Below are 12,751 nucleotides of genomic sequence, written 5' to 3'. Positions count from 1 at the left end.
ACGCAGGCCTGGCACCGGATCCGCCCCACGCTGTCACGACAAGATAATGAGGATTACGCCATGACCAGCAAGCTTGACCAACTCGAAGAACGCGTCCGCGGTGCCGTCCAGGACGACGCCGAGAAGGGCATCTTCCGCTGCCACCGCAGCATGTTCACCGACCGTGACTTCTTCGACCTGGAGATGAAGCACATCTTCGAGGGCAACTGGCTGTTCCTGGGCCATGAGAGCCAGGTCGAGGAGCCGGGCGACTACATCACCGTGACCATGGGTCGCCAGCCGGTGATCATCACCCGCGACAAGCAGGGTGAGCTGCACGGCCTGATCAACGCCTGTGCCCACCGCGGCGCCACCCTGTGTCGCCGCAAGCGCGGCAACAAGGGCACCTTCACCTGCCCCTTCCACGGCTGGACCTTCAAGAACGACGGCAAGCTGCTCAAGGCCAAGAACGAGAAGACGGGGGCCTACCCGGACGGCTTCAAGCAGGAAGGCTCCCACGACCTCAAGCGCCTGCCGCGCTTCGAGAGCTACAAGGGCTTCCTGTTCGGCAGCCTGAGCGATGACGTCAAGCCGCTCGAGGAGCACCTGGGCGAGACCACCAAGATCATCGACAACATCGTCGACCAGGCACCGGAAGGCCTGGAGATCCTGCGCGGCACCTCCTCCTACACCTACACCGGCAACTGGAAGCTGCAGGCCGAGAACGGCGCCGACGGCTACCACGTCAGCACCGTGCACTGGAACTACGCCTCCACCATGGACCGCCGCAACTACGAGGCCGGCGGCACCAAGGCGGTGGACGCCGACGGCTGGTCCAAGAGCCTGGGCGGCTTCTACTCCTTCGAGAACGGCCACATGCTGCTGTGGACGCGCCTGCTCAACCCCGAGGTGCGCCCGGTCTACAGCAACAAGGAGTGGATCGAGAAGGAGTTCGGCGAGGCGCGTGCCGACTCCATCGTCAACCAGACGCGTAACCTCTGCCTCTACCCCAACGTCTACCTGATGGACCAGTTCTCCACCCAGATCCGCGTGCTGCGCCCGATCGACGTGGACAAGACCGAGGTCACCATCTACTGCTTCGCGCCCAGGGGCGAGTCGGCCGAGAACCGTCGCATCCGCATCCGCCAGTACGAGGACTTCTTCAACGTCTCCGGCATGGGCACCCCGGACGACCTCGAGGAGTTCCGCGCCTGCCAGGAGGGCTACAACGGTGCCCTGGCCGAGTGGAACGACCTCTCCCGCGGCGCCAAGCAGTGGATCGAGGGCGCCGACGACAACGCCCAGGCGATCGGCATGAAGCCGCTGCTCAGCGGCGCCTCACCCGAGGACGAGGGCCTCTACGTGGTGCACCACAAGCACTGGGTCGACGAGATGCTGCGCGCCATCGACAAGGAACGCAGCCAGTTCATCGCCACCGCATCCGCATAAGGGGAAGAGACCATGAGCATCAACTATCAGGACCTCCAGGCCTTCCTGTACCGCGAGGCGCGCCTGCTGGACGACCGCGAGTGGGACGAGTGGCTGACCTGCTACAGCAAGGACGCCGAGTTCTGGATGCCGGCGTGGGACGACGACGACCAGCTGAGCCGCGACCCGCACAGCGAGATCTCGCTGATCTACTACCCCAACCGCGAGGGTCTCGAGGACCGGGTCTACCGGATCAAGACCGAGCGCAGCGGGGCGAGCACGCCGGAGCCGCGTACCACGCACCTGGTCAGCAACATCGAGGTGCTCAAGGAGGAGGGTGACACCCTGGAGCTGCGCTTCAACTGGCACACCCTGGTGCACCGCTACAAGAAGACCCTGGAGTTCTTCGGCAGCTCCTTCTACACGCTCGACGTGTCCGGGGAGCAGCCGCTGATCACCCGCAAGGTCGTGCAACTCAACAACGACTATATCCACCAGGTCATCGATATCTATCACATCTGACCGACTCACATCTGACCGGCAGGGACGACAGCGGGACAGGGATGTCCCGGCACGATAGCAAGCCGATAACAAGCGACCCCTGGGAACCCCCCATGAAAAACTTCAAGAAGACCGCCCTCGCCAGCGTGCTGGGCACCGCTACCCTGATGTCCGCCTTCGGCGCCATGGCCGACAATCACCCCGTGAAGGTGGGCCTGATGCTGCCCTATTCCGGCACCTACACGGCCCTGGGCGAGGCCATCACCAACGGCTTGAAACTGGCCATCGAACAGAACGGTGGTCAACTCGGCGGCCGGGATGTCGAGTACGTGCAACTCGATTCCGAGGCCAACCCCTCCAAGGCGCCCCAGAACATGAGCCGCCTGGTCAAGGGCGATGGCGTCGACTTCGTCATCGGCCCGGTCCACTCCGGGGTGGCCATGGGCATGTTGCGGGTGGCCAAGCAGTCCGGTGCCATCACCATCATCCCCAATGCCGGCCTGGAGGCCGCCACCAACCAGCTGTGCATGCCCAATGTCTTCCGCACCTCCTTCAGCATGTGGCAGAACAGTTTCCCGATGGGCAAGGTGGCCTATGAGCGAGGGCATCGCGAGGTCGTGACCATCACCTGGGACTATGCCGGCGGCAAGGAGGACGTGGCCGGCTTCAAGGAGGCCTTCGAGGCCGAAGGCGGCGAGATCGTCGAGGAGATCCTGGTACCCTTCCCGAGCACCGAGTTCCAGAGCTATCTCACCCAGATCGCGAGCATTGACCCGGACGCCGTCTACACCTTCTTCGCCGGTGGCGGCGGGGTCAGCTTCGTGCGCGACTATGCCGCCGCCGGCCTCAAGGAGAGCATCCCGCTGCTGGGCTCGGGTTTCCTCACCGAGGGCAACATCACAGCCATGGACGGTGCCGGCGAAGGCGTGCTGACCACCATGCACTATGCCGAGACCCTGGACAGCGAGGCCAACCGCTCCTTCGTGTCGGCCTACCAGGACGCCTACGGCGTGGCCCCGGACACCTACTCGGTGCAGGGCTATGACACCGGCGCCATGCTGGTCCAGGCGCTCGAGGCGGTCGGCGGCAATACCGAGGACCGGGACGCCTTGATCGAGGCCCTGGCCCAGGTAGAGCTCGAGAGCCCGCGCGGCCTGATGAGCTTCTCCAACTCCCACCATCCGATCCAGAACGTCTACCTGCGCGAGATTCGGGACGGCCAGCACGAGGTCGTCGGTACCGCTGTAGAGCAGCTCGAGGTACCGGATGACGCCTGCCAGATGTAAGCCGGCCATCCCCTGACACCCGGGGCGGGCCAGGGCTCGCCCCTTTCCATCGCGGAGGAGATCGTCATGGATCTCGCATTCTTTGGTGTGCAGCTCCTCAACGGGCTGCAGTACGGGCTGCTGCTGTTTCTCATCGCCAGTGGCTTGACCCTGATCTTCGGCATCATGGGCATCATCAACCTGGCCCACGGGGCCATGTACATGATCGGGGCCTACCTGGTCTGGGACCTGACCATGCGGCTCGGTAACTTCTGGCTGGCGATCGTCATCGCCATCCCCATCGCCGTCGCCCTGGGGCTGGTCATCGAGCGGCTGTTCCTGGACACGCTCTACAAGCGTGACCACCTCTACCAGGTGCTGCTGACCTTCGGCCTGATACTCGTGATCAACGAGGCGCAGCGCATCATCTGGGGCGGCGACGTCCACAGCGTGGCGATACCGGCGCCCTTCGATGCCAGCCTGCAGCTGACCGACAACCTGCAGTACTCGGTCTACCGGCTGTTCGTGATGGGGGTCTGCCTGGCCCTGGCCGGGGTCATCTACTGGGTCATCCGCCATACCCGGCTGGGCATCATCATCCGCGCCGGCGCGGTCAACCGCGACATGGTGGAGGGGCTCGGCATCAACGTGCGCACCCTGTTCACCCTGATCTTCAGTGTCGGCGTGGCGCTGACCGCCTTCGCCGGCATGATCGCCGCCCCGCTGACCTCCATCGCCCCCGGCATGGGCGACAGCATCCTGATCACCTGCTTCGTGGTGGTGGTGATCGGCGGCATCGGCTCCATCAAGGGCGCCTTCTGGGGCGCGATCCTGATCGGCATGGCCACCACCTTCGGGTCGGTGCTGATCCCCAGCCTCGCCAGCATGGTGATCTACCTGATCATGGCCGCCGTGCTGCTGGTGAAGCCACGCGGACTGTTCGCTTGAGGAGGGCGACACCATGTTACATACCTATCCCAAGCGCGTGATGGCCATCATGCTGGCCCTCACCGCCATCGTCGCCACCTTCCCCCTGTGGGGCGAGGCGGTGTTCGGCGGCCAGGCCGACTTCATCCTGGAGAAGATCACCCTGATGCTGATCCTGGCGCTGTTCGCCATGAGCCTCGACCTGCTGGTGGGGGTGGTGGGCCTGGTCAGCCTGGGCCACGCGCTGTTCTTCGGCCTGGGGGCCTACACCCTGGCGCTGGCCAGCCCCGAGTTCAGCCCCGCCTCGCTGTGGTGGATGCTGCCCCTGGTGATGCTGGTGGCGGCGGTGGCGGCACTGGTCGTCGGCATGCTGGTGATCCGCACCAAGGGCATCTTCTTCATCATGACCACCCTGGCCTTCGGGCAGATGCTCTACTACTTCATCAGCACCTCCCAGTTCGCCGGCGGTACCGATGGCGTCTTCATCATGTTCCGGCCGAGCCTGACGCTCGGCGAGACGGCGCTGCTGGACCTCGACAACCCCTACACCTTCTTCTACTTCTGCCTCGGCCTGCTGGTGGCGGGGTATCTCTTCCTGCGCTGGCTGACCCGTTCCTACTTCGGCCAGGTGCTGGACGGCATCCACGACAACGAGCACCGCATGCAGGCGCTGGGCTATGCCACCGCCGGCTACAAGCTGGTCGCCTTCGTCATCGCCGGGGTGATGGCCGCCATCGCCGGGATGCTGGCGGCGATGCAGTACGGCTTCGCCAACCCGGCGCAGCTGGGCTGGCACACCTCCGGCGAGGTGCTGATGATGCTGATCCTGGGTGGGATGGGCACCATCTTCGGGCCGATCCTGGGTGCCTTCGCCTACGAGATCCTGCTGTTCGTCTACGAGCATGCCACCACTCACTGGCCGATCCTGATGGGCCTGACCATCATCGCCGCGGTGCTGGTGCTGCCACGCGGCATCGCCGGCGTGATCATCGCGCCGCCCTGGCGCCGCCGGGCACCGGCCAATGAGCCGGCGGCCGACGAGGCGACACCGGGGAAACCTGCCACCCAGGGCGAGGAGGGCTGAGCCATGACCCAGGAACCGATCCTTGCCACCCGGGGCCTGACCCGTCGCTTCGGCGGCCTGGTCGCGGTCAACGACGTCGACTTCGACGTCGCCCCCAACGAGATCCACGCCATCCTCGGCCCCAACGGCGCCGGCAAGAGCACCCTGATCAACCTGCTCTCCGGGGAGATCCCGCCCTCCGAGGGCGAGGTGCGCTACCGCGGCCGGCCGATCCAGGGCAGGAGCGTGCGCCAGATCGCCCGCATGGGCATCGGCCGCAGCCACCAGAAGACCAATATCTTCCCGCGGCTCAACTGCCTGCAGAACTGTGAGCTGGCGGCGCGTATCCACATGGGCGGCGTGTTCGGCAGCTGGCGCTCCCGCCGGCAGGCGCGCCGGGTCAGCGAGCGGGCGCTGGAGGTGCTCGACACCTGCCAGCTGACCCATCGCGCCTACACCCCGGCCGCCGACATGAGCTATGGCGAGCAGCGCCAGCTGCAGATCGCCATGGTGCTGGCCACGGCGCCGTCGCTGATGCTGCTCGACGAGCCCATGGCCGGCATGGGCCGCGAGGAGACCGCCCAGGTGACCGAGCTGCTGGCCAGCCTCACCGACCGCTACACCCTGGTGCTGATCGAGCACGACATGGATTCGGTGTTCCGCCTGGCCGACCGCATCACCGTGATGGTGGATGGATGCTTGCTGGAGAGCGGTCCCACCGAGCAGATCCGCACCAGCGAGAAGGTGCGCGACGTCTATCTCGGGCGCCACCATGAGGAGGCCACCGCATGACCGCACAGCAGCAGATCACCCCGCTGATCGAGGCCCGCGGGCTGCACACCTACTACGGCGAGAGCCATGTGCTGCACGGCGTCGACCTCACCCTGATGCCCGGCGAGACCCTCAGCCTGCTGGGGCGCAATGGCATGGGCAAGACCACCACCCTGAAGTCGATCCTCGGCTTCGTGCCGCCGCGCCGCGGCGAGGTGTTCATCAAGGGCGTCTCCACCGCCAGGCGGCGCCCCTGGCAGCTGATCCGCCAGGGCATCGGCTATGTGCCGGAGGGGCGCGGGATCTTCCCCGGCATCAGCGTGCGCGAGCACCTGATCATGGCCGCGCGGCCCAACGAGCGGGGCGAGACGCCCTGGACGCTGGAGCGGGTGCTGGACACCTTCCCGCGCCTGGGCCAGCGCATCCACCACGACGGCTCCTTCCTCTCCGGTGGCGAGCAGCAGATGCTCTCCATCGGCCGGGCGCTGACCACCAACCCTGACCTGATGATCCTCGACGAGGCCACCGAGGGCCTGGCGCCGCTGATCCGCGACGAGATCTGGAAGATCATCCGCGAGATCAAGGCGTCCGGCATCGCCACCATCATCGTCGACAAGAACATCGACAACCTCCTGGAGGTGGCCGAGAAGCACGTGCTGCTGGTCAAGGGCGAGGTGGTCTACGCCGGTGATGCCCAGGGGCTCAAGGATGACCCCGCGATCCTCGATACCCACCTGGGCGTCGCCTGACGCCGCCCCGGCGGCCGCCGCCGGGGCGATTCCATGCATCACTCTTCGGGAACCCCTGCCATGCAACTCTTCAAGGACGCTTCGGTCCCCGCCATCACCGCCGGCTTCGTGGCGGTGCTGGTCTCCTACTCCGGCCCGCTGGCGATCTTCTTCCAGGCCGCCCAGAGCGCCGAGATCTCCAGCGCCATGATGACCTCCTGGATATGGGCCATCTCGCTGGGCGCCGCCGTCTCCGGCATCCTGCTCAGCCTGTGGCTGAAGGTACCGGTGGTCACCGCCTGGTCGGCGCCGGGCACGGCGCTGCTGGTGACGCTCTTCCCCGAGCTGTCGCTGGGCGAGGCGGTGGGCGCCTACCTGGTGGCGGCGGTGCTGCTCTTCGTGATCGGCGTCACCGGCTCCTTCGATCGCATCATCCGCCTGATCCCGCCGGGCATCGCCAGCGCCATGATGGCGGGCATCCTCTTCCAGTTCGGCGTCGGGGTGTTCGTGGCCCTGGAGGCGGTCCCCGCGCTGGCCATCGGCATGCTCGTCGCCTACCTGGTGGCCAAGCGGCTGACGCCGCGCTATAGCCTGGTGCTGCTGCTGCTGGTCGGCGTGGTGCTGGCGGTGGTGCTGGAGGGGGCGAGCCTCGACGGGGTGTCGCTGAGCCTGGCCCAGCCGCAGTTCATCCGCCCCGAGTGGAGCTGGAGCGCCACCCTCAGCCTCGCCATCCCGCTGGTGCTGGTCAGCCTGACCGGCCAGTTCCTGCCCGGCATGGCGATCCTGCGCACCTCCGGCTACTCGACCCCCGCCAAGCCGATCGTCACCGTGGCCAGCCTGACCTCCTTCGGCACCGCCTTCTTCGGTGGCATCACCACCGTGGTGGCGGCCATCACCGCGGCGATCTGCACCAGCAAGGAGGCCCACGAGGACCCCGACAAGCGCTACGTGGCCGGGGTTGCCAACGGCGTCTTCTACCTTATCGGCGGCACCTTCGCCGGCACCATCGTGGCGCTCTTCACCTCGCTACCCGGGGAGTTCGTGGCGGTGCTGGCGGGGCTGGCGCTGATCGGCGCCATCACCAGCAACGTCAGCGCCTTCGCCGCCCAGAAGGAGCACCTCGAGGCCTCGGTGATCACCTTCATCGCCACCGCCTCGGGGGTCAGCTTCCTGGGACTGGGGTCGGCCTTCTGGGGCGTGGTGGCCGGGGCGCTGGCCTACCAGCTGCTGCATCGCCCCTTCCGGCTGCCCGGCCGCGGTGGGGAGGCGTCGTCATCCGCCGGGTCGGCGGCATCCAGCAAACAACAATAGTGCTTACAGGAGAAACCGCATGAACAAGCTGCATGTGGCAATGGACGAGTCCGACTATTCGCGCCGTGGCCTGCGGCTGGGCGCCCGCCTGGCCGCCCAGTCGGGGGTCGCGCTGTCGCTGGTCTCCGTGGTGGCCGAGCCCGCGCGGGCCGAGCCGCGTCGCACGGCGCTCGCCGCCGCGCTGGAGGAGGAGGGCGCCACGGCCGAGGTCACGGTGCTCATCGGCGACAGCGCCAAGGATGCCCTGGCCGCGCTGCTCGATGACGACCAGGCCGGCCTCTGCATGAGCGCTCATGGGCGGCGCCCGGTGCCCGAGATGCTGATCGGCAGCGTCACCGCCGGGGTGGTGCGTCGCGCGCCCCGACCGGTCTTCCTGTGCGGGCCGCGCTACGCCCCCGACCGCCACGAGCGGGTGGAGACGATCATGGTCTGCGTCGATGGCTCGCGCCTCTCCGAGGCGATCCTGCCCCATGCGCTGGCCCTCTCCGCACGCTTCGGTGCGCGCCTGCAGCTGCTCCAGGTGATCGACGTCAGCGCCGCGGCGGCGGTGCCCCGCGACGGTGGCCACGCCGACGTGATGGAGTCCGGTTATCTTCACGGCCTGGCCCGTCGCCTGGGGCACGAGCACGGCGTGGAGGTGGACTGGGAGGTGCTGCATGGCGACCCGGCCGACGCCATCGTCGGCTACCTGGCGGACAGCCACAACGCCATGCTGGCGATGACCACCCATGGGCGCAGCGGCCTCTCCCAGGTGGTGGCCGGAAGCGTCAGCCATGAGGTGCTCCACGAGGTGCGATGTCCGGTGGCGGTGCTGCGCCCGGCCGATGTCGGCTGAGCCATCAGTGTGCCATCTGGCTGATGCAGGTCAAGGCGGTGTGGCCTGGGCTGGCCTAATGTGACCTTCATGGATCTGACCTGAAGGAGGCCTACTCATGACGATACTACGCGACGGTATCCACGCCACGGCCGGACGTCTGGCTCACACCGTGGCCGGTGCCTGGCGGCGACATCGCCAGCACCGGGCCTGGCTCGACCTTGACGAGGCTAGGCGCGAATCACGCCTTAATGACTTGGGGCTGGCGCGGATCGATTCCCCGCTGTTCTGGTCCGACGGGGGCTCGGTATACGATCTGTTGCCGCGCATGATGGTGGTGCACGGCGTCGACCCCATGACACCCCTGACGGTCGGTAATGGTGTGAAGCGTGATCTCGAGCGGGTCTGTAGCCTATGCCCCCACAAGTCGCTCTGTGCCCGGGTGCTGGCGAGCGGGCCGGAGCCCGAAGCCTGCGACTTCTGCCCCAATGCTGGCACCCTGGAGGCGCTGGGCAGCCATTGAGTTCACAGGGCTTCATCCCTCTTCAGGGCCCGCCGCAATGGCGGGCCTTGTCGCTCAGGGGCGCTCGGGCCTCTTGTGCTCACCCTCCTGGGCCTCCCCGCCCTTGACCTCATAGTCTCCCTCCAGCACCTGATGCTTGTCGTGGCTGTCGCGGGAGGCGTAGGTCTCTCGATAACGGGTCTCCCGGTAGTGGAAGCTGCCGCCATCCACGCTCTCGGCCTGCTCGGCGCGCATCTGCTCCATGCGCTTCTTCAGGCGGTGGCGCAGCAGCGGCATCAACGCCCAGCCCAGCAGCAGGAAGACCAGGCCGAACACCATGGCCACGATCATCAGGGTGCCGAACAGCAGCCAGGCGGCCAGCATCTTCAGGCCGTCGAGCAGGCCGCCGCCCTGACTCTGGCGGGCGCGCTGCTGCCACGCCTGGGCGGCCCGCCAGGCGGGATTCTGGCGGGGATCGCGGTGGGGGCCTCGGGAATCGGGCATCGAACTCTCCTGGATGGCGGCGCGCGGCGCCGCGAAATGGACTGCCCCTTGGAAAGCCGCGGGCAAGGTTCGTTCCTTCCGGCCCGGACTATCCCTTCCACACCTCGGCGACGATCTCGTAGCTCCTCAGGCGATCCGCCTGGGCGTAGACGTCGGTGTTGAGCATCAGCTCGTCGGCGCCGGTCTGCTCGAGGAAGGCCTCGAGCCCGTCGCGCACCGTCTCGGGGCCGCCGACGATGGCCGCCCCCAGGAACTGCTGCAGCTGCGCCTCCTCCATGGGGGTCATCTCCAGGTGCTCCACCGGCGGCCTGGCACAGGTGCGCTGGCCGCGGATCATGCCCAGGAACTTCTGCTGGGAGGTGGTGGCCAGGTACGCGGCGTGGGCGTCGTTGTCGGCGGCGACCACCGGCAGCCCCACCATGGCGTGGGGCTTCTCCAGCACCGCCGAGGGGCGGAAGTTGTCGCGGTAGAGGCGCAGGGCCTCGAACAGGTAGCCCGGGGCGAACTGGGCGGCGAAGGCGAAGGGCAGGCCCAGCCGCGCCGCCAGCTGGGCGCTATAGCCGCTGGAGCCGAGCAGCCAGATCGGCACCCGGGTGCCCTGGCCGGGCACCGCGCGCACCCGCTGGCCGGGCCGTTCGTCGCCGAGGAAGCCCTGGAGCTCCTCCAGGCGCTGGGGGAAGTCCTCCACCCCGGCGTAGGGGTCGCGGCGCAGCGCCGCCATGGTGGCGGCGTCGGAGCCCGGCGCGCGCCCCAGGCCCAGGTCGATGCGCTCCGGGTAGAGGGTCTCCAGGGTGCCGAACTGCTCGGCGATCACCAGCGGCGGGTGGTTGGGCAGCATGATGCCGCCGCTGCCCACCCGGATGCGCTCGGTGGCGCCGGCGATATGGCCGATCAGCACCGCGGTGGCGGCGCTGGCGATGCCCTCGATGCCGTGGTGCTCGGCGAGCCAGTAGCGGGTATAGCCCAGGCGCTCGGTGAGCCGTGCCAGGGCCACGCTCTCCCGGAAGCTGTCGGCGGCGCTGCCGCCTTCGCGGATGGGGGCGAGGTCGAGGACGGAGAGGGGTGTATCGGCGAGACGGGGCATGACGGCTCCGATTGGGGGGATAGTTAGCCTGCTTCAGGGAGTGGATGGGGGCGGACGCCTGCCGATGCAATGGCCTGCGGCCATGCTTCTTGGCGAGCGCATGACGAGCGGGTGTGCTGCGCTGCCCATGCTCCTTTTCCTGGAGCGGTTACGCCGGGCCCACAACGCGGTCAATCGGTGCATCATTCGCCGCGCGGGCAGCGTGTCGCTGGCCCGCCGGCGGCGGAGGTCGTAAGCTTTAGCAACAAGTGGTGAAACCGGACTTCCGCCATGCCTCTCTTTCCCATCACAGGTGACCGTCGTCGGCGGGGAGCTACCCCACGGCGAGAGTCCGCCCCCGATGGCGTGCGCTTCGATCGCTGGCTCGATCGGCTGGTCGATATCGCGGTGATCATCGCCCTGCTGGTGGGAGGTACCGCGCTGGTGCTTACGCTGCTGCGCTAGCTGTGATCTCGCTAGACCGAGGGCGTGCTGCTAAGGTGATGAACCGCTATTCACAGGGACGTTGAGATGCGCTCGACCGACAGCCCGCTACCCGCCAGGAGCCGTGCCTCGCGCAAGGAGATCCTCGGCTGGGCGATGTTCGACTTCGCCAACCAGGCCTATACCCTGCTGATCATCACCGTGGTGTTCGGCGAGCTGTTCACCACGGTGATCGTGGGTGACCGCGGCGACGGCTACCGGCTGGCCAACTTCCTGTGGAGCCTGGCGCTGGCGGTGAGCTACCTGCTGGTGGTGATCACCGGCCCCCTGTGTGGGGCAGTGATGGACTACCAGGCCTCCAAGAAGCGCTTCCTGTTTGTCAGCTACCTGGCCACCGTGGCCACCACCGCCATGCTCTACTTCGTGGCGCCGGGCTACGTGGTACTGGGCCTCGTGCTGATCGTGGTCTCCAACTACGCCTACTCCATGGGGGAGTCATTCATCGCCGCCTTCCTGCCCGACCTCGGGCCGCCGGAGGACCTGGGCAAGATCTCGGGCTTCGGCTGGGCGCTGGGCTACGTGGGCGGGCTCTTCGCCGCTGGCTTCACCCTGGTGGCGCTGGGCGAGGCCAGCGCAGAGAACTTCGAGCGCATCCGCTGGGTGGGGCCCTTCGCGGCGGCCTTCTTCCTGGTCACCGCCATCCCCACCTTCCTGTGGGTGAAGGAGCGCGGCATCCCCCAGCCGCCGGGCAAGCCCTACCGCGAGATCGCCTGGGAGCGGGTCTCCACCACCCTCCATGAGCTCAAGCGCTTCCGCGACCTGGGCATCTTTCTGGTCTCGCTGCTGTTCTCCATGGCCGGGGTCTACATCATCATCGCCTTCGCCTTCATCTATGGTGCCCAGGTGATCGGCTGGGACGAATCGATCCGAAACCTGATGTTCATCATCGTGCAGGTCACCGCGGCGGCAGGGGCGCTGGGCTTCGGCTTCCTCCAGGACCGCATCGGCACCAAGGTTACCTATCTCTTCACCCTGGGGCTCTGGGTGGCGGCCATCATTGCCATCTGGGCCACTCCCGAGGTCACCGCCGTGCTCAATACCCGCCTTGGCCTCGGCTGGGAGGCCCAGCATCTCTTCCTCGTCGTGGGCTGCCTGGCGGGGCTATCGCTGGGCTCCAGTCAGTCCGCCAGCCGCGCCCTGGTGGGACTGTTCTCGCCCACCCGCAAGGCCGCCGAGTTCTTCGGCTTCTGGGGCCTGGCCAACAAGCTGGCCGGCGTGTTCGGTATCGTGGCCCTCGGCCTGCTGCAGTCGGTAGTGGGGCTGCAGGCCTCGATCCTGCTCTGCGCCGCGCTGTTCATCATCGCTATCCTGGTCTGTCTGGCCGTCGACCAGGCACGCGGCCAGCGAGCGGCGGCGGAGTGGGAGGCGCGCAATGGCCGCTGAGGGGCGCG

The 12,751-nt window shown here is 67.5% G+C and carries 14 protein-coding genes; 12 read left to right on the top strand and 2 right to left on the bottom strand.

The window, feature by feature from the left end:
* Positions 1-60 precede the first annotated feature (60 nt).
* The 10 genes from NFH66_RS13765 to NFH66_RS13720 all read left to right on the top strand — a co-directional run bounded on the left by NFH66_RS13765 (position 61) and on the right by NFH66_RS13720 (position 9,310).
* The gene (locus tag NFH66_RS13765) at positions 61-1,428 is read left to right on the top strand and encodes a Rieske 2Fe-2S domain-containing protein (protein ID WP_349610776.1); all 1,368 of its coding nucleotides are present in this window, start codon (positions 61-63) and stop codon (positions 1,426-1,428) included.
* A 12-nt stretch (positions 1,429-1,440) separates the two neighbouring features.
* Positions 1,441-1,929: a benzoate 1,2-dioxygenase small subunit gene (benB, locus tag NFH66_RS13760; protein ID WP_349610775.1), complete on the top strand. Its 489-nt coding sequence runs from the start codon at positions 1,441-1,443 to the stop codon at positions 1,927-1,929.
* A 92-nt stretch (positions 1,930-2,021) separates the two neighbouring features.
* Positions 2,022-3,194 carry an ABC transporter substrate-binding protein gene (locus NFH66_RS13755; protein WP_349610774.1) on the top strand — a complete coding sequence of 391 codons (1,173 nt, stop codon included), beginning with the start codon at positions 2,022-2,024 and terminating at the stop codon, positions 3,192-3,194.
* Between the two features lie 66 nt (positions 3,195-3,260).
* Entirely contained in the window at positions 3,261-4,121 is an 861-nt protein-coding gene (locus NFH66_RS13750) for a branched-chain amino acid ABC transporter permease (RefSeq protein ID WP_349610773.1), read from the top strand.
* A gap of 13 nt (positions 4,122-4,134) precedes the next feature.
* Positions 4,135-5,184 (top strand): branched-chain amino acid ABC transporter permease, encoded by a 1,050-nt coding sequence (locus NFH66_RS13745; protein WP_349610772.1) that lies wholly within the window; start codon positions 4,135-4,137, stop codon positions 5,182-5,184.
* Between the two features lie 3 nt (positions 5,185-5,187).
* Positions 5,188-5,955, top strand: coding sequence for an ABC transporter ATP-binding protein (locus tag NFH66_RS13740; RefSeq protein WP_349610771.1), 768 nt, complete (start codon positions 5,188-5,190; stop codon positions 5,953-5,955).
* Positions 5,952-6,683, top strand: coding sequence for an ABC transporter ATP-binding protein (locus NFH66_RS13735; RefSeq protein WP_089676160.1), 732 nt, complete (start codon positions 5,952-5,954; stop codon positions 6,681-6,683). Before NFH66_RS13740 ends, NFH66_RS13735 begins: the two co-directional genes overlap by 4 nt.
* A gap of 60 nt (positions 6,684-6,743) precedes the next feature.
* Positions 6,744-7,973 carry a benzoate/H(+) symporter BenE family transporter gene (locus NFH66_RS13730; RefSeq protein WP_349610770.1) on the top strand — a complete coding sequence of 410 codons (1,230 nt, stop codon included), beginning with the start codon at positions 6,744-6,746 and terminating at the stop codon, positions 7,971-7,973.
* A gap of 19 nt (positions 7,974-7,992) precedes the next feature.
* Positions 7,993-8,808 (top strand): universal stress protein, encoded by an 816-nt coding sequence (locus NFH66_RS13725; RefSeq protein WP_349610769.1) that lies wholly within the window; start codon positions 7,993-7,995, stop codon positions 8,806-8,808.
* Positions 8,809-8,905: 97 nt separating this feature from the next.
* A complete protein-coding gene (locus tag NFH66_RS13720) occupies positions 8,906-9,310 on the top strand; it encodes a hypothetical protein (RefSeq protein WP_349610768.1) in 405 nt (134 codons plus the stop codon).
* A 54-nt stretch (positions 9,311-9,364) separates the two neighbouring features.
* Here NFH66_RS13720 and NFH66_RS13715 read toward each other — a convergent pair whose 3' ends face one another.
* Together NFH66_RS13715 and NFH66_RS13710 are read right to left on the bottom strand one after the other, a co-directional pair.
* The gene (locus NFH66_RS13715; RefSeq protein ID WP_349610767.1) at positions 9,365-9,793 is read right to left on the bottom strand and encodes a hypothetical protein; all 429 of its coding nucleotides are present in this window, start codon (positions 9,791-9,793) and stop codon (positions 9,365-9,367) included.
* Between the two features lie 88 nt (positions 9,794-9,881).
* Positions 9,882-10,877: an LLM class flavin-dependent oxidoreductase gene (locus NFH66_RS13710; protein WP_349610766.1), complete on the bottom strand. Its 996-nt coding sequence runs from the start codon at positions 10,875-10,877 to the stop codon at positions 9,882-9,884.
* 270 nt (positions 10,878-11,147) lie between these two features.
* Here NFH66_RS13710 and NFH66_RS13705 point away from each other — a divergent pair, with 270 nt between their 5' ends.
* Together NFH66_RS13705 and NFH66_RS13700 are read left to right on the top strand one after the other, a co-directional pair.
* Complete coding sequence (locus NFH66_RS13705) at positions 11,148-11,321, top strand: hypothetical protein (protein WP_349610765.1); 174 nt, start codon at positions 11,148-11,150, stop codon at positions 11,319-11,321.
* Positions 11,322-11,387: 66 nt separating this feature from the next.
* Positions 11,388-12,743, top strand: a complete 1,356-nt coding sequence (locus NFH66_RS13700; protein WP_349610764.1) for an MFS transporter — start codon at positions 11,388-11,390, stop codon at positions 12,741-12,743.
* Positions 12,744-12,751: the final 8 nt, after the last annotated feature.

The organism is Halomonas sp. H10-9-1, assembly GCF_040147005.1.
GTDB lineage: Bacteria > Pseudomonadota > Gammaproteobacteria > Pseudomonadales > Halomonadaceae > Halomonas.
Note: the sequence above shows the minus strand (reverse complement) of the source record. Positions and strands in the feature narration are given on the sequence as shown.